This window comes from Rhodococcus sp. Leaf233 (assembly GCF_001426165.1).
Lineage (GTDB): Bacteria > Actinomycetota > Actinomycetes > Mycobacteriales > Mycobacteriaceae > Rhodococcoides > Rhodococcoides fascians.
The window spans coordinates 470006-489347 of the sequence record NZ_LMRO01000012.1; the positions used below are offsets into that span (position 1 = coordinate 470006).

Sequence of the window (19342 nt, forward strand, 5' to 3'; positions counted from 1 at the left end):
AAGCTGACGAAACGCACGTTGACCAACCGCGCTCATGCGCCGCACGACCCCGCCCGTCCCGAGGACGAGCGATTGTCGATCGGCAGGTCGTACGTCTACGGATTGCAACACATCCTGACGATGTACGGCGGCGTCATCGCACCACCCCTGATCGTCGGCGGCGCAGCGGGATTGACCGGCACCGAGATCGCGCTGTTGGTCTCGGCCGCGTTGTTCGTCAGCGGAGCGGCCACGTTGCTGCAGACACTCGGAGTACCCTATTTCGGTGCCAAGCTACCTCTGGTACAGGGGATTTCGTTCGCATCCGTGTCCACGATGGTGGCCATCGCGAGCGGACCGGGTGGACTGAACTCGGTGTTCGGAGCCATCATCGCCGCCGGTGCCATCGGCATCCTCATCACCCCGTTCTTCAGCAAGATCGTTCGCTTCTTCCCACCGGTGTGACCGGCGCGATCATCACCGTCATCGGCATCTCGCTACTGCCCGTTGCGGTTCGGTGGGCGATGGGCGGTGATCAGCAGGCCACCGACTGGGGCTCGATGTCCAACATCGGTCTCGCGGCGTTCAGCCTCGTGGTGGTCCTGCTCGTCAGCCGCCTCGTGCAGGGCACACTCTCGCGCCTGTCGATCCTCATCGGCATCATCGTCGGCACGGTGTTCGCGGTCCTGATCGGCAAGGCCGATTTCTCCGGTGTGGGCGACGGTGCCATCTTCAGCTTCCCGGAGCCGTTCGCGTTCGGAGCACCGACATTCCAGGTGGCAGCCATCATGTCGATGGTGGTCGTCATCCTGGTGATCATGACCGAGACCACCGCCGACATCCTGGCCGTCGGCGAGATCGTGGGCACCGACGTCGATGCCCGACGCGTCGGCGACGGCCTGCGAGCAGACATGGTCGCCACCACCATCGCTCCCGTGTTCGGCACCTTCCCGCCCAGTGCGTTCGCCCAGAACGTCGGACTCGTCGCGGTCACCGGCATCAAGAGTCGTTACGTCGTAGCCGCCGGCGGCTCGGTGCTGTTGTTCCTCGGCCTTTTCCCCGTCCTCGGGCTCGTCGTGGCATCGGTTCCACTGCCGGTACTCGGCGGCGCGGGCATCGTGTTGTTCGGCTCGGTGGCGGCCAGCGGTATCCGGACGCTGTCCAAGGTCGAGTTCGACGGCAACCTCAACCTCGTCATCGTGGCGGTGGCCATCGGATTCGGGGTCATCCCCATTGCCGTCCCGGGCTTCTACGCGGCCTTTCCCGACTGGGTCCACGTGGTGCTCGACTCGGGCATCAGCGCCGCGAGCATCGTGGCCGTCGTGCTGAACATCCTGTTCAACGTCATCACGAAGGGTCAGAAGCCCTCGCCCTCGGTGGTGACCGCTGCACCGCCGGTGGCGACGCGGCATCACCAGTAGAGTTCTTCGGGACGGGTACGACTACGACGGTGCGAGGTGGACTGTGGCGGCAGGCGGCGGGGTGCAGTCCGTGGAGCGAGCGTTCGAGTTGCTCGACATCATGGCCTCCTCGGGCGGATCCATCGGCATCAGCGAACTCGCCGAGGGCACCGACCTGCCGATGCCGACGGTGCACCGACTGATCGGCACACTGGTGTCGCTCGGCTACGTCAGGCGTTTGCCGTCACGCCGATATGCATTGGGTACCAAACTGATTCGATTGGGCGACAGCGCGTCCAAGCTCATCGGTGGATGGGCCAAGCCGTATCTCGCCGAGCTGGTGCGGATCACCCACGAGACCTCGAACATGGCATTTCTCGAGGACGACATGGCCGTGTATGTCGCGCAGGTCCCATCGGAACACGCGATGCGGATGTTCAACGAGGTCGGTCAGCGCGTGTTGCCGCATTCCACCGGCGTCGGCAAGGCATTGCTGTCGCAGTTGGACGACGACGCCGTCCGCGCGATCGTCGGCCGCCTCGGCATGGCCCCACGCACCGTCAACACCATCACCACACTCGACGCGTTGCTCGAGGATCTCGCACTGATCCGCGAACGCGGGTACGCCGTCGACGACGGTGAGCAGGAAGTGGGAGTGCGCTGCTTCGCCGTTCCGGTGATCGGCGCTCCGACGCTCACGGCGATGTCGATCGCCGGGCCCACCGCTCGGGTCACGCTCGAGTCGGCCGAGCAGTTCGTACCCCTGCTGATCTCGGCCGCGGAACGCCTGGCGAAAGATCTCGCGAGCAACATCCCAGCGCCTTAATCTTTCAACACTCTCGCGTCGCGGGCGAAGGACCGCACCTGCTCGGTCAACCACACGTGTGCCGGAACTGCGCCGCCGAGAAGCTCCCGCGCCAAAGCCGGGGAGTCCCCGATCGGGACGTCACTGCCGGCAATGATGATGTTGCCGTAGCGCCTGCCCTTGAGCATCGCCGGATCGGCGACGATCGCCGTGTGCGGAAATATACTTCCGATGGTCGACGCCTCCTGCTTCGCGAGCGAGAGATCGCGTCGATCACCGCAGTTGACGACATACATGCCGCCGGGCGAGAGAACGCGTCGAACATGCTCGGTGAACTCGGCGGTGAGCAGCGGGGTCGGAGTTGTGGCTCCGGAGAACACATCTCGCACGATCAGGTCTCGGCTGTTCTCGCTCAGCGTCTCGGTGACGGCCCGTGCCTCGCCGACGCGGATACGCAGCAGCGGTGCCCGAGGGAGGTCGAACCATTCACGAACCAGCTCCGAGAGCTTCCCGTCGAGCTCCACCACCACCTGACGCGCACCGGGAAACTCCGCGGTGAACGAGCGCGCCAATGTGCACGCTCCGCCCCCGAGATGCAGAGCCCGCAGCGGGAAGCTCGAATCCCATTGCGCTCGAACCAGTCCCGAGATCCACCGCATGTACTCGAACTCGAGCACCGTGGGGTCGTTCATGTCGATGTGCGAGCTCGGGACGTCGTTGACGTTGACTACCCACCCGTCGTCGGAGAAGGTATCGCGCACCAGTTCGCAGGTGCCCGAGTCGATTTCGAACAGGCCGGGCTTCAGCCCTCCAGCGGACTCACGCTTCCTACCCATGGGAGTCCTCGAGCCGGAAGTCCTCGAAATCGAATCCCGGGGTGACGATGCAACTGACCAAGCTCGGCTCCTCGCCCACCGGCCGCGCCCGCTGCCACACCGACGGTGGCACGATCTGCTGCGGAGACTCGGGCGCAACCAGCAGCGTGGTCACCTCACCCGGCTGGGTTCCATCACTGCCCAGGTCTAGTTGCACCGGACTGCCCCGGTGATAGAGCCACATCTCGGTGCCGCGAACGGTGTGCCAGGCCGACTGCTGACCGGGCATGAGCAGGAACAGAATTGCCGTCCCTGCCGCACGTGACCCCGGGTAGCCGTCGGGCAGAGCTGCCAGTGGAATCGTGACCTCGCTGCGCCAGGTCTCCTTGAACCATCCACCCTCCGGGTGGGGTGCAAGGTCCAGGCTCTGAGCCCAGTCGGGCAACGATGTCATGCCGGCAAGCCTAGTCAGTCCGTGGCGACCTGAACCCGGAACCTGTCGCGCTCGGTGTGCAGGCTCCACAGCTGCTCGGCGAGAGCCTCGGGGCTCTTCTTCGGATCGCTACCGTCGATGGCACCGCCGATGATCAACTGCGACACCTGGATTCCCTCCGCGGCCAACTCTTCGTTGAGCAGCTGTGCGTATGCTGCCTGGCCTGCGAACGCGATGGACGTACCGGTGACGGTACGTCCGGGCTTCACCGCAGAGCCGCCGTTGACGAACAGGATCGTGCCCTTGTTCTCGCCGAGGAATCTCATTCCAGGTAGCACCTGATGGACGGCAGCGATGGGCCCGTAGATGGAGAACTCGACCGGGCCGACCATGTCGGCCGGGGTGGTCTCGAGCACGGGCCGCATGAAGTCCTTCTGCGGAAGCGGGCTGTACTGCAGCACCTCGATGGGACCGAGTGTTTCGGTGACCTGCTCCAAGGCCGCGGCGATCGAGGCCGGATCGCGCACGTCGGCGACGAAGCCCTTCGCGGATACACCGTCGGCCACCAGCTGATCAGCGAGCGCGTCGACACGGGACCGGTTGCGGGAGATGAGGCCGACCGAGAAGCCCTGCGCGCCGAACTTACGCGCCACTGCTGCTCCGAGACCTGCACCTGCTCCGACTATTGCTATGGACGTCATGTCGAATGCAAGGACCGAGAATCCTCGACTATTCCGACGACCGCCTCGAGCAGGGCCTCCGCACTCCGATGCAACGACGTGACATCCCCTGTCCAACCGAGGACACGGAGGGCGGCCTCGGCGATCCCCTCCGCATCCACCGTCGGGTCGCGGCGTCCGTTTTCGCGATCAGCTCGCGCGTTCACCACGGTCTCCACCAGGCGAAACGGCAGGTCCTCGGTGCCCGGCCGACGCTCGGAACCCAGCTGAACCACAGTGTCCGACGCGATGGCCGCATACAGGCTCATCAGCGTGTACCGATGGTCGCGGAAGGTCTCGAAGCGCTCGCTGCGCAGCTCGGGCAGCAAGTAGAGCGCACCCAGATTCCAGGTGGACGCGGCCAGCTGCCCGGCGTCGAAGTAGGCGAGCGCGTACATCTGGGTCGAGGCCTCGGCCCCGGAATCACGGATTCGCTGCGCAACGGCCAACGGCGCGTCGACGGTGCCGCTGAGAAGTGCGTCGAGGATGTCGTCCTTGGTGGCGAAGTGGTGATACAGCGAGGCCTGACGCAATCCGACGGCGTCGGCGATCACGCGGGTCGAGGTATTGGTGAATCCGCGAGTGGTGAACAGCTCGGCTGCCGCGTCGAGTATTTCCTCGCGAGCGGTGTCACCTGCCCGCTTCTTTGTGCTCAGCCGTGGTCTGCCTGCGCCGGTCATGACTGCATCTTGTCAGGTCCACGTGACGGTGAGATTTCTGTCATCTGATCGAAATAGACGAAACGAGCTTGTTTCACGACGGACACCGCCCGGGAACGGCGGTGCCGAAAACTATCAATTGACAGAAACCCGCCTCGGCGATGCAGCGGGCGGTCACTCACCACCCACCTCGCCCGTAGGAGTGAACATGAGCTCGACAACACTGCCGGCCCCGGGCTCGGGTTCGGAACCGACGTCCACCACCGACCATTCGGATCTCGCTGCCCTCGGATACGACCAGCAGCTACACCGTAGTCTCGGCAAGTACGCGTCGTTCGCGGCCGGCTTCTCGTTCGTCTCGATCCTCACCACCATCTTCCAACTGTTCGGCCTCGGGTTCAGCTTCGGCGGCCCGGCCTTCTTCCTCACCTGGCCGCTGGTGTTCCTCGGCCAGTTCATGGTCGCCTTGAACTTCGCCGAACTCGCCGCGCGCTATCCCATCTCGGGGGCCATCTACCACTGGTCCCGGCGCATGGGCGGTGAACTGGTCGGCTGGTTCGCCGGGTGGTTCATGATCATCGCGCAGATCGTCACCGCCTCCGCCGCCGCGATCGCGTTGCAGGTGGTGCTGCCCAGCATCTGGGGCGGATTCCAACTGATCGGCGAGGACACGGCACTCACTTCGTCGAGCGGAGCTGCGAATGCCGTTGTGCTGGGATCAATTCTGCTGGTACTCACCACCACCATCAACTGCATCGGTGTGAACTGGATGTCGCGCATCAACAGCATCGGCGTCACGTGCGAGATCGTCGGCGTCATCGCCCTCGTGCTGGTCTTCTTCACTCACGCCGAGCGCGGCCCGCAGGTGGTGTTCGATACCGGCAGCGCCGGAGCAGATCCCGGCTACATCGGTGCCTGGATCGTCTCGGGTCTGATGGCCGCCTACGTCATGGTCGGCTTCGGGTCGGCGGGCGAGCTCGCCGAGGAAACTCGCAATCCCCGACGCGTCGCACCGCGCACCATCCGCCTCGCACTGTCCGCTTCGGCTCTCGGCGGTGGCCTGATGATCGTCGGCGCACTGATGGCCGCACCCAGCCTGACCGATGGTCAGCTTGCGACGCAGGGACTTCCGTACGTCATCGACTCGATCCTCACCTCGCCGTGGGGCAAGGTCCTGCTCGTCGACGTCGCCATTGCCGTGTTCATCTGCACCCTCGCCATCCAGACCGCGGCCTCTCGACTGATGTTCTCGATGGCCCGCGACGGACGGCTGCCCGCCTCGGCAACTCTGGCGAAGGTGAACTCGCGCACCGGAACTCCCATCGCACCTTCGGTTCTCATCGGCCTCGCCTGCATCGCGATCCTGGCGGTCAACGTCGGCAACTCCGCGATCTTCACCACGCTGTCGAGCGTCTGCATCGTGCTGATCTACCTCGCGTACATGATGGTGACCGTCCCGCTGCTGATCCAGCGACTCAAGGGCTGGCCGCACGGCGGAGTGCAGAAAGACAGCGACGGCGAGAAGCTCTTCACACTCGGCCGTCTCGGCTTGCCCGTCAACATCGCCGCAGTTCTCTACGGCGGACTCATGGTGATCAACCTGTCGTGGCCGCGGGCCGAGATCTTCGACCCCACCGGCGAATTCCCGCTGCTGCGCTGGGCCGCACCCCTGACCGTCCTCGCCGTGATCGTCGTAGGTATCGCCTGCCTGCCCCACGGCAAAGCCCACCCCAAGCCCGTCACGATCGGAGCCTGAACCACTATGAGCACGGCAACAACGTATTCCGCCAAGGAACACGCACGATCCCAGGCGACCGTCGCGCCGGCACCCACAGCACCGGAGGGCGTCTCGGAGCTCACGTGGGCAGAATCGGTGCCCGGTGGCAGCTACACCACCAAGGTCCTGGCTCGTGGAACACGGCTGCGGCTCGTCGACGTCGACGGTGCCGCCTGCGCCAATCTGTTGCTCTACCGCGTCGACGCACCGTGGGAACGCCTCAACACCGCCGACACCGTCAAGGTTCCGTGGCAGGCGTATCTGAGCGCCGGTCACCCCCTGCTCTCGGACCAGGGTCGGGTGCTGGCGACCATCGTCGACGACACCTCCGGTCACCACGACGCACTGTGCGGCACGACGTCCGCGGCGACCAACACCGCCAAATACGGAGTGAGCGGACCACATTCGTCGGCTCCGGCAGGGCGTGAACTGTTCACCCTCGCCGCAGCCAAGCACGGACTGGAACCGCGGGACGTCGCGCCGTCCCTGTCGTTCTTTCACGGAATTACCGTCGGAGCGGACGGGAGCCTCGTCAGCACCGGCTCGGCCGGACCGGGCCGCTCGGTGGATCTGCTCATCCACTTGCCGGTGATCGTGTTGCTCGCCAACACCGCTCACCCACTGAACCCCAGTCCCGAGTACGACACGACGACACTCGACGTCCTGGCCTGGCGCGCACCCGAAGAGCTGCTCACACTCGACAACACCGAGCCGGAATACCAGCGCGCAGTGCAGAACACCGAGAACGCATGGAAGGCAGCGCAGTGACTACCAGTGCAGTGATCATCAGAGACGAGATCGCCCCCGCGTTCGGACCCTGGTCCGCGATCGTCGAGGCCGGTGACGTCCTGACCATCGTCGACCTCTACGGAAATCAGGCCGTGGACACCCTGCTGTACGGCGCACACGATCACTCACTGCGATACTCCGCCGCTGCGACGGTCGCCGCGCAACGGAACCTGTTCCTCACCACCGGAACCGTTCTGCGTAGCGATGATTCGACACCGCTGATGACCATCGTCGAGGACGAGGTCGGCAACCACGACACCGTCGGTGGTGCCTGCTCCAAGGAATCGAACACTCTGCGCTACGGGCACCACACCCAGCACCAACACGCGTGCGTCGAGAACTTCCTCATCGAGGGCTCCAAGTGGGGTCTCGGCAAGCGAGACCTGGCCCCCAACATCAACTTCTTCATGAACGTCCCCGTCGACGCCGACGGCACCCTCGGAATCGTCGACGGCTTGTCGGCCCCCGGCAAGAAGCTCTCATTGCGTGCCGAGATCGACACCCTCGTGTTGGTCTCGAACTGCCCACAGATCAACAACCCCTGCAACGGATTCGACCCCACCGCGGTGCAGATGATCGTGACGCGATCATGACCGCGACCAAGATGACCGTGCAGCGGCCCGGCATGATCACGACCGTGCAGGACTGGCCGGGACGCGTCGGATATTGGAAAGTGGGCGTGCCGCCGTCGGGACCGATGGACGACCTGTCGTTCCGGCTCGGCAATACGGCGCTCGGCAACCCCGAGGGTGCACCGGGACTCGAATCGACCATGGCCGGGCCGGCATTGACGTTCGACGCCGATACCTACGTCTGTGTGACCGGTGCAGCGGTGCCGGTGCGCATCGACGGAACATCAGTGCCGCAGTGGCGACCCGTGCTGGTGCCCGCCGGTGCAAAGCTGGACGTGGGTACCACCACCGGCCACGGGCTGCGGGTGTACGTACTGATCCAGGGCGGCCTCGACGTCGACGATTACCTGGGCAGCGCAGCAACATTCACACTCGGCAAGTTCGGCGGACATCGCGGCGGCATCCTGGGCGAGGGCGACATCATCGGACTGGCCGGCCGCTCCGACAACTCCGCCGTCCTCGGGCCCATCCCCATGGAACACCTGCCGGTGCTGACGTCCGCCTGGGACATCGCCGTCACCGAAGGCCCGCACGGAGCGCCCGAGTTCTTCACCCGCGACGACATCGACACCCTCTACGCCACCCGCTACGAGGTCCACTTCAACTCCGATCGCACCGGAGTCCGGCTGATCGGACCCAAGCCGCAGTGGGCTCGCGCCGACGGCGGCGAGGCCGGACTGCACCCGTCCAACATCCACGACAACGCCTACAGCGTCGGTGCATTGGACTTCACCGGTGACACCCCGATCCTGCTCGGCCCCGACGGTCCCAGTCTCGGCGGATTCGTCTGTCCCGTCACCGTTGTCGCGGCCGAACGCTGGAAGCTCGGCCAGCTTCGTCCCGGAGACACCATCCGATTCGTTCCGGTCCGGGCTGCGGCCACCGCGCCGTTGGGATCGCTCGGCCTCGCCCGGCGCGCATCACTGCCCGCGGTCTTCTCCGCCGGCGGTGACGGCGACGACGGCGTCATCGCTCGACGCGACGCCGATACGTGCGTCACCTACCGCCGATCTGGTGACGACAACGTGCTCGTCGAATACGGCGACATGAAACTCGACCTCACCCTGCGAGCACGGGTACACGCGCTACACCAGCGTGTCGAGGCCATCGCGCCCCGAGGCCTGCTGGATCTGACCCCCGGCATCCGCTCACTGCAGGTCAAGGTGAATCCCGATGTGCTCTCGATCGATTCGTTGATGGGGCTGCTCGCCGAGGTCGAGGACGATCTACCCGCAGCCTCGGAACTCGTGGTCCCCAGCCGCCAGGTTCGGCTCCCGCTCTCGTGGGACGATCCGTCGACCAGGGAAGCGATCCAGCGATACATGCACGGTGTGCGCGCCGATGCCCCGTGGTGTCCCTGGAACATCGAGTTCATCAGGCGAATGAACGGACTCGACTCTGTCGCAGACGTTTTCGATACGGTATTCGCGGCGGACTACATGGTGCTCGGACTCGGCGACGTGTACTTGGGCGCTCCGGTGGCGACCCCGTTGGACCCGCGGCACCGCCTGGTGACGACGAAGTACAACCCGGCACGCACGTGGACGCCGGAAAATGCCGTCGGCATCGGCGGGGCCTACCTGTGCATCTACGGCATGGAAGGTCCCGGTGGATACCAGTTTGTCGGCCGAACCACGCAGGTATGGAACCACAGTGCCGCGTACAGCGGAGGCCCGTTCGAGGAAGGAACCCCGTGGCTGTTGCGGTTCTTCGACCGAATCTCCTGGTACTCGGTCGAACCCGAGGAGCTGATGGACCTGCGCGCCGATCTGGCGGCCGGACGCGGCGGTGGAGTGGAGATCACCGACGGTGAGTTCTCACTCGCCGAGCACCAGGGCTTCCTCGAGACCAACGCGGAGTCCATCGCCGAGTTCCGAGCGACGCAAGCCGTGGCCTTCGGTACCGAGCGGGACGCGTGGTCGGCAGCCGGAGAATTCGACAAGAGAGGCAAGATCGATGCTGCCTGAGGTACGAGAACGAGTTCTGCAGGCCTACAAGCGAATCGCGGAGGTCGACCGACCCGAGGTGTGGATCACCTTGCGCGACGAGGACGACGTGCTGGCCGAGGCCACGGCTCTCGAACGTGCCCTGGAGGCAGGTGCAGAGCTGCCGCTCGCCGGCGTGCTGGTTGCCGTCAAGGACAACATCGACGTCGCCGGTCTGCCCACTACTGCGGCGTGCCCCGAATTCGCCTACACACCGAAGGTCTCCGCCGTCGCCATCGAGCGACTGACGAGCCAGGGCGCACTGGTGCTCGGCAAGACCAACCTGGACCAGTTCGCAACCGGGCTGGTCGGCACCCGCAGTCCGTACGGCGCGGTGCGCTGTGCCTGGGACCCCACACTGGTGTCGGGAGGCTCGAGCTCCGGCTCCGCTGCCGCAGTGGCACTGGGCATCGCGGACATCGGAATCGGCACCGACACAGCCGGTTCGGGACGAGTCCCCGCCGCGTTCCACGGCTTGGTGGGAATCAAGGCCTCGCTGGGAATCGTCCCGAACACCGGCGTGGTACCCGCGTGCGCCGACTACGACTGCGTCACCGTGCTGGCGCGCGATCTCGACAGTGCCACTGCAGCAATGAAAGTCATGACCGGGGCGACGGCTACCGATCCACGCAGCCGGGCCTGGCCCACCGACGTGCCGTTGGCCGCGTCCCCGCAACCCCGGGTCGCCGTCCCGCGAGGTGAGGATCTGACGTCGTTGAGCCCGGCGTACCGTCGGGCATTCGAGGAGACGGTCGCAGGCCTGGCCGAGAAGGGCTTCACCCACGTCGAGGTCGATATCTCAGGGCTACTCGACGCGGCGACGCTGCTGTACGACGGAGCCATTGTGGCGCAGCGCTATTCGGCCGTCGGAGAATTTCTCGACACCGCGCCGGACGGTGCCGATCCCACGGTCGCTGCCATCGTCCGCTCTGCAGCCGGCCCGTCCGCGCACCGGTACGTGGACGATCTGGGCACACTCACCCAGGCCAAGACGGCTGCCCGCGAACTGCTACGCGACGTCGACGGTCTACTGCTGCCCACCACCACCGAGCATCCGAGTATCGCTGCGGTGCAGTCGGATCCGATTGCCATCAATCGTCGCCTCGGTACGTTCACCAACTTCTGCAATCTGCTCGACATGGCCGCGGTGGCCGTTCCCGGTGCCCCGACGCCGGACGGTACTCCATTCGGAGTGATGTTCGTCGTCCCTGCGTTCGAGGATCAGATCGCGATCGACCTCGCTGCTCGGCTGAGCGAAGCGCCGTCACCCTCGCTGATCGACGACGGCATCGAGGTGCTGGCCGTAGGGGCACACCTACGCGGGTTCCCGGTACACAGCCAGCTGACCGATCGGGGCGCACGGTTCAGCGGCGAGGTGACCACGTCTGCGGACTATCGACTCGTGGATCTGCACACCACACCGCCCAAGCCCGGTCTGGTGCGGCGGGAAGGGGACGGCGCACCCATAGCCGGAGAGCTGTACCGGATGTCCGCCGCCGCGCTCGGCACCTTCCTCGCCGGGTTGCCCGCGCCGATGGGCCTCGGTCCCGTCGAGTTGTCGGACGGACGCTGGGTCACCGGGTTCTGCTGCGCCCACGACGCGGCCGAGAAGGGCACCGACATCACCGAGTACGGCGGTTGGCGCGCTTACCGCGATCAGGGGTTACTATCCTGAGCAGCTGACTATCATGGTGATAGTTACTCGAGGAGAGGCGAGACACATGATCACTGATGAGCAACGACGATCGCAGACCTTCTCGTGGGTCGACCCCGCCGAGGTGCTGAAGACTGCTTCGACCATGAGTGGTCTCGACGCCATGCGTGCGCTGGTCAGTGGCGAGCTGCCACCTCCGCCCATCGCCGCCCTCATGCAGTTCTCCCCGGTCTTGGTCGAAACCGGCAAAGTGGTGTTCGAGTGCGAACCGTCCGAGGCGCACTACAACCCGATCGGCATGGTGCACGGCGGTCTGGTGTGCACGCTTCTCGACACAGTCCTCGGTTGCGCGGCCCACACCACGCTCCCGGCAGGCACCGGGTACACCTCCATCGACATCAACGTCAGCTACCAACGCCCGGTGCACTCTCACAGCGGACCTTTGACGGCCACGGGGACCGTGGTCAAAAGCGGCTCGCGAGTGATCTTCACCGAGGGTTCGGTGGTCGACAACACCGGCAGGGTCGTCGCAACCGGGACGAGTTCCTTGCTCGTCATCCCTGGAAAGTAGCAATGCAACGCCGTAGTTTCGCGGACATGGAGTGCCCCATCGCCGGGGCGCTCGAGCAGGTCGGCGAATGGTGGACGCTGCTGATCCTGCGGGATGTGCTCGACGGCTTCTCTCGCTTCGACGAGCTGGAGTCCAATCTCGGTATTGCTCCGAACATGTTGGCGCGCAGACTCAAAGGCCTGGTCGACGGCGGGATGCTGACCAAGGTGCAATACAGCGAGCACCCCCCGCGCCACGAGTACGTACCGACGGCGCGGGCCCGTGAACTCAGCACGGTCATCGTCGCTCTGTATGCATGGGGAAACAAGCATGTGCCGCAACAGGATCGGCGGGTGGTGCTGGTGGACGGAGATGGCCGACCGATCGATCCGGTCCTCGTCGACCGCGAGACAGGAAGGACTCTGCGCGAGAGCCACGCACAGTTCCTTCCGGGGCCGGCTGCATCCGAAGGCATACGGCGACGGTTGGATCCGGATCTGCGTGCCACGCGTCGATCACGCCGGGAGCGGTCGCCCGCCGTCGGTAGCGACACGGACCGCCAGTAACCCGAGCACTGTGCCCATCAGGTAACGCTGCACCTTCAGCCACGTCGGCCGGACGGCGAGAAATCGGGCGATCGATCCCGCCAGCACCACGATGGCCAGGTTGATCACAACCGCTACAGCTATCTGCACGCCGCCGAGTGCGAAACCCTGCAGCAAAACGGGTCCGGCAGCAGGATCGACGAACTGCGGAATGACCGAGATGTACATGATGGCGATCTTCGGGTTCAGCAGGTTGGTCACCAGCCCCATCATGAACAGCCTGCGGTTCGAATCCTGCTGCAGCGCAGTCGGCTCGAAGGCGGAGACCGTTCCGCGTAGGGCCTGCACCGCAAGCCAACCGAGGTAGGCGGCACCGGCGAGCTTGACCGCGACGTACAGCGCAGGCACGGCCGTGAACACTGCAGCCAAGCCGAGATTGGTCGCCGTCAGGTAGACCAGGAAGCCGACAGCCACACCTGCGAGGGACACCATTCCCGCCCGCCGCCCCTGCGAGATGCTGCGCGAGACAAGGTAGATCATGTTGGGACCAGGTGTCAGAACCAACACGAGGGCGACGGCGAACACGCCGAATACTGCAGACCACGAGACCATACGGTTGACACTTCCCGATAGTCGACCGCCCGGGTAGAGCCAGTTACCTTCTCGTGGAAACCTATTCGCTTCGCACGATCGCGGCGACCTCGTCACCGATGGCGGCCATGCCGGCTGCCGTCGGGTGCAGTGGCGCTGCGGGGTTCTCCGGGATGACGCCCTCGAAGTACCGTTGATCGACTGCCGCGCAGACATCGTGGCCGACGCTCAGTGCCTCGGTGTCGACGAACTCCGCCCCGTGCTCCTCGGCCTGTGTCTTCAGCGCCTGGTTCATGGCGGTGATGCTGCTCTGGATGTAGTCGGCGTCCTCGGAGAGAACCGGCTGAGTGGGGAAGCAGCCACCGTCGGGGAGATACGTTCCGTACCCGACGACGAGGATCCGCGCGTCGGGCGCACGCTCGGCTACCGCGTCGAGCATCGCTCCCCAGCCCGGAGCCTCGGCCTCGATGGTGGCGGCGACGGTGTCGACTCCGCCGGCGGTGAGTCGGTCCTTGCAGACGTTGCCGGTCGAGGAATTCGCGAACGTCAGGCAGCCCACCGCGGTCGAGACGAGGCCGATGTCGTTGCCACCGATCGTCACAGTCACCAGATCGGTCTCGGGCGTCACCGCGTCGAGTTGGACGGGCTGATCCCCGCTGGAGGTGCTTTGGGGCGTCGAGACCAGGTTCTCGGTCACTGCCCCGCCGCACGTGACGTCGACGAAGGACGCGACCTCGAGCTGAGCCGCGACGACGTGTGGGTAGTTCGAGTCGGACTGCTCGCAGCCCGGCACACCCACCTGCTCCGGGATGCGTGGCCCCGACGCCGCGGAATCACCCAGCGCCACATAGTTCAGTGGCGCCGAAGCCGGGGTGTCCGGGACGTCGGCGTCCGGTGCACTGGGCGAAGAACACGCCGCAAGCAGGCTCACGGCAACAGCAATCCCGACGTAGATCCCAGGGTTCCTCACAGGTTCGACGCTACCGCGGCCGGTAACCTCGACCGGGTTGTCCCACGAGTACGTCTACACATCGAAGCAAAGGAACATCTCATGATCACCAACTTCATCAACGCGATCCTCGCCGGCTTCGGCTCCATTTCCGCTGGTAGCAGCGGCTTCGAACTGGCACCGGGAACGCTGCCCTTCGGACTGTAGGACCGGCAGTATGCTATCCGTGCGGTGCCGACGGTTCGTCCGGCACCGCACGGGTACACACCTCACATGACTGATCCGAAGCACGACGAGAACTCGACCCCCGACGCCGAAGAAGACGTGCAGTCCGACCCGGCTGCGGGCGCAGACACCAACGACTGGTCCAGCGAGGGCGGGGCCATCGAAACCGGACCGGCCACCGACGACGAGCGAACCGACGGCAACTAGCCGAACAAGCGGCGAGGCGCGGCGCGCACCGTTCGGACGTCACCGTCGGCCACGATGTGTTCCAGCGCTTCTCCGCGCGCTCGCATCGATGCGTCGGCGGTGAAGTCCACTCGAGCGTCGCCGAGCCAGTCGATGCCTACGACGATCCCCACGGTTCCCTTGGGAATGCCGCTTCGCCACCGCACGCGGCCCAGATTTCGGATAGCGACGACCGTATCCCCGATGTGGAAATTCCCCATAGCGCCCCCAACTTGTTCCTGCCGACCAGTACACCGCAACCGAACAGCCTGTTCAAGCGGTGGATCCGCGCTTACGGCTGGCGATGGCGACCGGTGACGTTGTCAAGGCGCCGAAAAACGGGGTAGCTACCTCGTTTCGAGTGCGAGCACCGCCTGGAGGTACTTTCGTCTTTCACGAGTTGCTGTTTTGGCAATTTATCTTGCCAAGGCGGTAGTCCCGTCTGCACACTGCAGACATGACTTCAGATAACGCCCCAGCGCCCACCGAGAATGTCCGCGTCGATGCGATCATCGTCGGCGGCGGAGTCGCCGGGCTCAGCGCCGCGGTAGCTCTCGGACGCTCGCGCCGATCCGTGACGATCATCGACGCCGGCGATCCGCGCAACGCTCCGGCCGCCCATTCGCACAACTACCTCACGCGCGACGGCGAATCTCCGCTCGAGCTCGTTCGCCTCGGCCGTATCGAGGCCGAGCACTACGGCGTCCGCATCGTCGACGGCACCGCGACGTCGGCGGTGCGGACCGACTCCGGGTTCGACGTGTCCCTCGCCGACGGCACCGTCGTTCGAGGCCGTCGCGTTCTGGTCACCACCGGTCTCACCGACATTCTTCCCAGCATTCCGGGGCTCGCCGAGCGCTGGGGCCGCGATGTACTGCACTGCCCGTACTGCCACGGGTGGGAGGTCCGAGACCGGGCGATCGGCATCATCGGCAGCGTCATGTCCGGACACCAGGCCCAGATGTGGCGTCAGCTGTCCGAGAACGTCACCGTCTTCACCCACACTGCAACGGAACTGAGCCCCGAGGATCTGACGCGGATGCGCGCCCGCGGGATCGTCGTGGTCGAAGAAGAGATCACGCGAGTCGACGTCGAGAACGACGCCATCGTCGGCGTCACGTTGGCGAACGGCGTCGCCGTCGCGCTCGACGCCGTGGTCGTCGGCCCCAACTTCACTTCCCGCGCGGACGTTCTCGAGTCATTGGGACTCGAGACAACCGAGATGGTGATGAACGGGCACGTCCTGGGCACCTACATCGAGGCCGACCCGGTCGGGGCGACGTCCGTGCCAGGAGTGTGGGTGGCCGGCAACGTAGCGGCACCCATGGACACCGTCGTCGCGGCATCTGCGGCAGGCGTGAAGGCCGGTGCCGCGATCAACGGTGATCTCATCGAGGAGGACGTTCGGTTCGCCGTCGAGCAGGCCGAAGCAATGGCCTCCTGACGGCGGTTCATCAGCTTCCCAGCGCGGTTGCCAGTCCGCTCTCGATGGCGTCTTTGCGGACCCCGAGCTCGGTCAGGGTGGCATCCTCGTTCTCGAGCAACGCCAACAGGATGTGCTCGGTGCCGATGTAGTTGTGTCCCAACCGAAGCGCCTCACGGAAGGTCAATTCCAGTGCCTTCTGGGCACCGGCGTCGAATGGAATCAGCGCCGGCAGGGGATCGGCCGGTGCGGGCAGCGTCGCCGTCACCGCGGCGCGGATCTGCTCGTCGGTGAGCCCCTGCGCACCCAGCAGCTTCGCGGCGAAGCCCTCGGGCTCGCCGAGCAGGCCGAGGATCAAGTGGCCCGTGGTGATGTGGTCGTTGCTCGTCGCCCGGGCTTCGTTCTGCGCCCCCACCACCACATTTCGTGCGCGCGGAGTGAAGCGAGAGAAGCCCTGGCTGGCGTCGAGCTCGGCAGGGTCGTCGCCGCCCTTGGCCACGAAACGTTTCTGCACCGCCTGCTTGCTGACACCCATCGAGGCGCCGATGGCAGTCCAGGACGCACCTGAACGACGTGCTCGATCCACGAAGTGTCCGATCAGATGGTCGGCGATGTCGCCGAGCGCATCGGCGGCGATCACCGCGTCGGAGAGCTGATCGAGGGCGTCGGTGTGCACCTTCTCGATGGCGGCGATCAGGTCGTCGAGTCGGACTGGATTGGTGATCTTCGTTGATTCGGTCATGCGTCAACCTTAGGTTGACGACCGCCTGCCGTCAACCTTCGGTTGACGTCAGTTTTCGACGGGTGGGTGGAGCCGAGGTCTGTTCGAAGGCAATTAGTGACCCTGGTCACCGTTTGTGCAGGCAAAGACGTATATTCACCGATGAAGGCGTCAGCGGAGAAGGTGCGAGCGCCGCACGGCGAGGGGAAGTGGGGTCCTTCGATGAATGCGAAGGCCGCTGCGCCATTCGCCGTGCCGTCGGTGCGGACCGCGTTCCTGGCTGCGGTGGCCGTCGTCGCGGTGGCGGTGTTCGTCCAGGGCAGTGCCGACGTGCGTGCCGGCGTGCTGGCCGTTGTCGCCGTGGGATCGGTCGTGGCGATCAGTGCGGCAATTCGTCGCTACCGTCCGAGCGACGCCCGATGCTGGTGGGCTCTGTTCGGAGCCTCGGTGCTCTTCATGTTCGGAGTCTCGTTTCGCAGCGATCCGGACGCACTGGATCGATCGTTCTCGCTGCTCCCGGATCTCTTCACTCTCACCGGGTACGCCCTGGTGGGATACTCCCTGTCTCGGTGGATCCGAGACCGCCGGTCGATCGACGACATCACCCCCCTCGTCGATGCAGGCCTGATCTTCCTCGGCACGTTGTTCCTGTCGTGGTTGCTGCTGATCTCTCCGGCCCTCGACCTGCCGCGTTCGTCCGTGTCGACGGTGATGAACGGGATCTATCCGGCGATCGACGCAGCGTTGATCACGTTGACGACGTATCTGCTCTTCTCCTCGAAACCCCGCTCCGCCGCGCTGTTCTGGGCGCTGCTCGCCCTGGTGGCGACGTTCGTCGGCGACGTGTCCTACGCCTTCGCGGCGACGACCGACGACGCTCCGTCCTCGGGGTTGCTCGACGGCATCTATCTGTTCGCGTACCTGTCGCTGGCAATGGCAGCGCTCGACCCGTCGATGCGCACGGTGTCGCACCGGCAGACCCCCGCACCCGCCCACAGCAGCCGTCGGGTGGTCTTCGTGGTGTTGATGTTGGTGGTCTGCGCGACCGTGCCGCTGCTCGGTTCGGCGGTCTCCACCGGCGACCTGATCGTCCGCTCGCTGTTGCTCGCCTCGATCCTGGTCGGTGCCTTCCTGCGCGGCGAACGCGCCCTGGCCCGAGTGCAGACCGGCGAAGAGCATGCCCGCTACCTCGCGGCACACGACCTGCTCACCGGACTGCCGAACCGCACGACGCTCGACGCGGAGTACGCCCGACACGAACGCGCCCAGCGACCCGGACGCACCTGCACTCTGTTCGTCGACCTCGACAACTTCAAGATGGTCAACGATTCGTACGGCCACCGCGTCGGAGACGAGTTGATCGTCGCCGCGGCACGTCGCATCCGCGCGGCCGTCGCTGCCGCCGACACCGTCGTTCGGTATGCCGGCGACGAGTTCGTGGTGCTCACCCGCCGCGACCGTTCCGGTTCGGAACTGTTGGCGCGCCGCATCATCGAGCGACTGAGCGAGCCGTTCCCGCTCAGTGCTGCCACCGCCTACGTCTCGGCTTCGGTGGGCATCGCCGACGCCGAACGACTGCACGACGCCATCCGCGAGGCCGACACCGCGATGTATCACGCGAAATCTCTCGGGGCGTCTCGCTACGCGTTCTTCGACGAGTCCTTGCGTGCGCGAGCAACATCGGCGATCGAGACCGCCACCGCGCTTCGGGGCGCGATCCGGCGCGGGGAACTCGAGGTCTACTACCAACCGATCGTCGCCACGAAGTCCCGCAAAACCGTTGTCTACGAGGCGCTCGTGCGCTGGAACTGGCAGGGGCGAGTACGGACGCCGAACGAGTTCATCCCGATCGCCGAATCGACCAATCTCATCGAGGAGATCGGTGAGTGGGTACTGCGCACAGCGATCTCCGATCTGGTGACGCTGCGCGCGAACGGGCAGGACGTCACCATGTCGGTCAACGTCTCGCCGATGCAGCTGCGCGACGATTCCCTGCCGGGCATCGTCCAACGGGTGCTCGATACCTTCGGCGTCACCGGCGCGGACCTGGCGCTCGAGATCACCGAAGGCGTTCTGATCGACGACATCGGCGCAGCGAAGACCGTGCTCGATCAGCTCGCCGCCATGGGCGTACTCATCGTGCTCGACGATTTCGGTATCGGCTACTCCTCGCTGAACCGGTTGCGCAAGATGCCGATTGCACTGCTCAAGATCGACAAGTCCTTCGTCCACGAGATCGGCGTCTCCGATTCCGACGTCCAGCTCATTCGCGCGATCACCGCCATGGCGTCCGCGCTGCCCGTGGCCACCGTCGCCGAGGGGGTCGAGACCGAGGAACAAGCTGCGATCATCGAGCAACTCGACTGCCGTTTCGCACAGGGCTATCTGTACGGCAGGCCCGCCCCCATCGCGCATTGGCTTCTCGAATCCGCGCAGCAACGGTGACCACGGTGTTAGCGTCGAGCG

At 65.5% G+C, this 19342-nt stretch carries 19 protein-coding genes and 1 pseudogene; 12 read left to right on the top strand and 8 right to left on the bottom strand.

What is annotated here, in order from left to right; translation table 11 throughout:
• The first annotated feature begins 120 nt into the window (after positions 1–120).
• Together ASH04_RS21905 and ASH04_RS21910 are read left to right on the top strand one after the other, a co-directional pair.
• A pseudogene (locus tag ASH04_RS21905) lies at positions 121–1400 on the top strand (nucleobase:cation symporter-2 family protein).
• Between the two features lie 43 nt (positions 1401–1443).
• Entirely contained in the window at positions 1444–2205 is a 762-nt protein-coding gene (locus ASH04_RS21910) for an IclR family transcriptional regulator (protein ID WP_032385163.1), read from the top strand.
• Here ASH04_RS21910 and ASH04_RS21915 read toward each other — a convergent pair.
• Genes ASH04_RS21915 through ASH04_RS21930 form a run of 4 tightly spaced genes read right to left on the bottom strand, consistent with a single transcriptional unit; the run spans position 2202 to position 4831 of the window.
• Positions 2202–3020 (bottom strand): spermidine synthase, encoded by an 819-nt coding sequence (locus ASH04_RS21915; RefSeq protein ID WP_057474529.1) that lies wholly within the window; start codon positions 3018–3020, stop codon positions 2202–2204. The genes ASH04_RS21910 and ASH04_RS21915 overlap by 4 nt on opposite strands.
• The gene (locus tag ASH04_RS21920; RefSeq protein WP_057474530.1) at positions 3013–3453 is read right to left on the bottom strand and encodes a cupin domain-containing protein; all 441 of its coding nucleotides are present in this window, start codon (positions 3451–3453) and stop codon (positions 3013–3015) included. The genes ASH04_RS21915 and ASH04_RS21920 overlap by 8 nt, the downstream gene beginning before the upstream one ends.
• Before the next feature lie 14 nt (positions 3454–3467).
• Positions 3468–4133: an SDR family NAD(P)-dependent oxidoreductase gene (locus tag ASH04_RS21925; RefSeq protein WP_057474531.1), complete on the bottom strand. Its 666-nt coding sequence runs from the start codon at positions 4131–4133 to the stop codon at positions 3468–3470.
• Entirely contained in the window at positions 4130–4831 is a 702-nt protein-coding gene (locus tag ASH04_RS21930) for a TetR/AcrR family transcriptional regulator (protein ID WP_057474532.1), read from the bottom strand. Before ASH04_RS21930 ends, ASH04_RS21925 begins: the two co-directional genes overlap by 4 nt.
• Before the next feature lie 187 nt (positions 4832–5018).
• On the opposite strand from ASH04_RS21930, the gene ASH04_RS21935 reads away from it, so the two are divergent.
• The 7 genes from ASH04_RS21935 to ASH04_RS21965 are packed head-to-tail and all read left to right on the top strand — an operon-like array spanning position 5019 to position 12763.
• Complete coding sequence (locus tag ASH04_RS21935; protein WP_057474645.1) at positions 5019–6566, top strand: amino acid permease; 1548 nt, start codon at positions 5019–5021, stop codon at positions 6564–6566.
• A 6-nt stretch (positions 6567–6572) separates the two neighbouring features.
• Positions 6573–7355 carry an urea amidolyase associated protein UAAP1 gene (locus ASH04_RS21940; RefSeq protein WP_057474533.1) on the top strand — a complete coding sequence of 261 codons (783 nt, stop codon included), beginning with the start codon at positions 6573–6575 and terminating at the stop codon, positions 7353–7355.
• Positions 7337–7969 (top strand): urea amidolyase associated protein UAAP2, encoded by a 633-nt coding sequence (locus ASH04_RS21945; protein WP_057474534.1) that lies wholly within the window; start codon positions 7337–7339, stop codon positions 7967–7969. Before ASH04_RS21940 ends, ASH04_RS21945 begins: the two co-directional genes overlap by 19 nt.
• On the top strand, positions 7966–9975 hold the full coding sequence (locus ASH04_RS21950) for a 5-oxoprolinase/urea amidolyase family protein (protein WP_057474535.1): 2010 nt from the start codon (positions 7966–7968) through the stop codon (positions 9973–9975). Before ASH04_RS21945 ends, ASH04_RS21950 begins: the two co-directional genes overlap by 4 nt.
• The gene (gene atzF / locus ASH04_RS21955) at positions 9965–11668 is read left to right on the top strand and encodes an allophanate hydrolase (RefSeq protein ID WP_057474536.1); all 1704 of its coding nucleotides are present in this window, start codon (positions 9965–9967) and stop codon (positions 11666–11668) included. The genes ASH04_RS21950 and atzF overlap by 11 nt, the downstream gene beginning before the upstream one ends.
• A gap of 46 nt (positions 11669–11714) precedes the next feature.
• A complete protein-coding gene (locus ASH04_RS21960; protein ID WP_027495142.1) occupies positions 11715–12218 on the top strand; it encodes a PaaI family thioesterase in 504 nt (167 codons plus the stop codon).
• A 2-nt stretch (positions 12219–12220) separates the two neighbouring features.
• Positions 12221–12763 carry a winged helix-turn-helix transcriptional regulator gene (locus ASH04_RS21965; protein WP_080736265.1) on the top strand — a complete coding sequence of 181 codons (543 nt, stop codon included), beginning with the start codon at positions 12221–12223 and terminating at the stop codon, positions 12761–12763.
• Here ASH04_RS21965 and ASH04_RS21970 read toward each other — a convergent pair.
• Positions 12713–13354 carry a LysE family translocator gene (locus ASH04_RS21970; protein WP_032367722.1) on the bottom strand — a complete coding sequence of 214 codons (642 nt, stop codon included), beginning with the start codon at positions 13352–13354 and terminating at the stop codon, positions 12713–12715. The two genes, ASH04_RS21965 and ASH04_RS21970, sit on opposite strands and share 51 nt — an antisense overlap.
• 61 nt (positions 13355–13415) lie before the next feature.
• Complete coding sequence (locus ASH04_RS21975) at positions 13416–14303, bottom strand: SGNH/GDSL hydrolase family protein (protein WP_200937348.1); 888 nt, start codon at positions 14301–14303, stop codon at positions 13416–13418.
• A gap of 252 nt (positions 14304–14555) precedes the next feature.
• On the opposite strand from ASH04_RS21975, the gene ASH04_RS27040 reads away from it, so the two are divergent.
• On the top strand, positions 14556–14714 hold the full coding sequence (locus ASH04_RS27040) for a hypothetical protein (protein WP_167735595.1): 159 nt from the start codon (positions 14556–14558) through the stop codon (positions 14712–14714).
• Here the strand turns inward: ASH04_RS27040 and ASH04_RS21980 are convergent.
• The gene (locus ASH04_RS21980) at positions 14711–14953 is read right to left on the bottom strand and encodes a hypothetical protein (RefSeq protein WP_032369989.1); all 243 of its coding nucleotides are present in this window, start codon (positions 14951–14953) and stop codon (positions 14711–14713) included. The two genes, ASH04_RS27040 and ASH04_RS21980, sit on opposite strands and share 4 nt — an antisense overlap.
• A 236-nt stretch (positions 14954–15189) precedes the next feature.
• Here ASH04_RS21980 and ASH04_RS21985 point away from each other — a divergent pair, with 236 nt between their 5' ends.
• The gene (locus ASH04_RS21985) at positions 15190–16176 is read left to right on the top strand and encodes an NAD(P)/FAD-dependent oxidoreductase (protein WP_052053614.1); all 987 of its coding nucleotides are present in this window, start codon (positions 15190–15192) and stop codon (positions 16174–16176) included.
• Between the two features lie 10 nt (positions 16177–16186).
• Here the strand turns inward: ASH04_RS21985 and ASH04_RS21990 are convergent, their stop codons facing one another.
• Entirely contained in the window at positions 16187–16897 is a 711-nt protein-coding gene (locus ASH04_RS21990) for a Clp protease N-terminal domain-containing protein (RefSeq protein ID WP_027495137.1), read from the bottom strand.
• Between the two features lie 141 nt (positions 16898–17038).
• On the opposite strand from ASH04_RS21990, the gene ASH04_RS21995 reads away from it, so the two are divergent.
• On the top strand, positions 17039–19321 hold the full coding sequence (locus ASH04_RS21995) for a putative bifunctional diguanylate cyclase/phosphodiesterase (RefSeq protein ID WP_235580066.1): 2283 nt from the start codon (positions 17039–17041) through the stop codon (positions 19319–19321).
• Positions 19322–19342: the final 21 nt, after the last annotated feature.

Coding starts and splice junctions, on each gene's coding strand:
- ASH04_RS27040 (WP_167735595.1), top strand. CDS start 14,556: ATGACTGATCCGAAGCACGACGAGAACTCGACCCCCGACGCCGAAGAA.
- ASH04_RS21965 (WP_080736265.1), top strand. CDS start 12,221: ATGCAACGCCGTAGTTTCGCGGACATGGAGTGCCCCATCGCCGGGGCG.
- ASH04_RS21970 (WP_032367722.1), bottom strand. CDS start 13,354: ATGGTCTCGTGGTCTGCAGTATTCGGCGTGTTCGCCGTCGCCCTCGTG.
- ASH04_RS21935 (WP_057474645.1), top strand. CDS start 5,019: ATGAGCTCGACAACACTGCCGGCCCCGGGCTCGGGTTCGGAACCGACG.
- ASH04_RS21985 (WP_052053614.1), top strand. CDS start 15,190: ATGACTTCAGATAACGCCCCAGCGCCCACCGAGAATGTCCGCGTCGAT.
- ASH04_RS21925 (WP_057474531.1), bottom strand. CDS start 4,133: ATGACGTCCATAGCAATAGTCGGAGCAGGTGCAGGTCTCGGAGCAGCA.
- ASH04_RS21920 (WP_057474530.1), bottom strand. CDS start 3,453: ATGACATCGTTGCCCGACTGGGCTCAGAGCCTGGACCTTGCACCCCAC.
- ASH04_RS21990 (WP_027495137.1), bottom strand. CDS start 16,897: ATGACCGAATCAACGAAGATCACCAATCCAGTCCGACTCGACGACCTG.
- ASH04_RS21995 (WP_235580066.1), top strand. CDS start 17,039: ATGAAGGCGTCAGCGGAGAAGGTGCGAGCGCCGCACGGCGAGGGGAAG.
- ASH04_RS21945 (WP_057474534.1), top strand. CDS start 7,337: ATGGAAGGCAGCGCAGTGACTACCAGTGCAGTGATCATCAGAGACGAG.
- ASH04_RS21940 (WP_057474533.1), top strand. CDS start 6,573: ATGAGCACGGCAACAACGTATTCCGCCAAGGAACACGCACGATCCCAG.
- ASH04_RS21930 (WP_057474532.1), bottom strand. CDS start 4,831: ATGACCGGCGCAGGCAGACCACGGCTGAGCACAAAGAAGCGGGCAGGT.
- ASH04_RS21950 (WP_057474535.1), top strand. CDS start 7,966: ATGACCGCGACCAAGATGACCGTGCAGCGGCCCGGCATGATCACGACC.
- ASH04_RS21915 (WP_057474529.1), bottom strand. CDS start 3,020: ATGGGTAGGAAGCGTGAGTCCGCTGGAGGGCTGAAGCCCGGCCTGTTC.
- ASH04_RS21960 (WP_027495142.1), top strand. CDS start 11,715: ATGATCACTGATGAGCAACGACGATCGCAGACCTTCTCGTGGGTCGAC.
- ASH04_RS21980 (WP_032369989.1), bottom strand. CDS start 14,953: ATGGGGAATTTCCACATCGGGGATACGGTCGTCGCTATCCGAAATCTG.
- atzF (WP_057474536.1), top strand. CDS start 9,965: ATGCTGCCTGAGGTACGAGAACGAGTTCTGCAGGCCTACAAGCGAATC.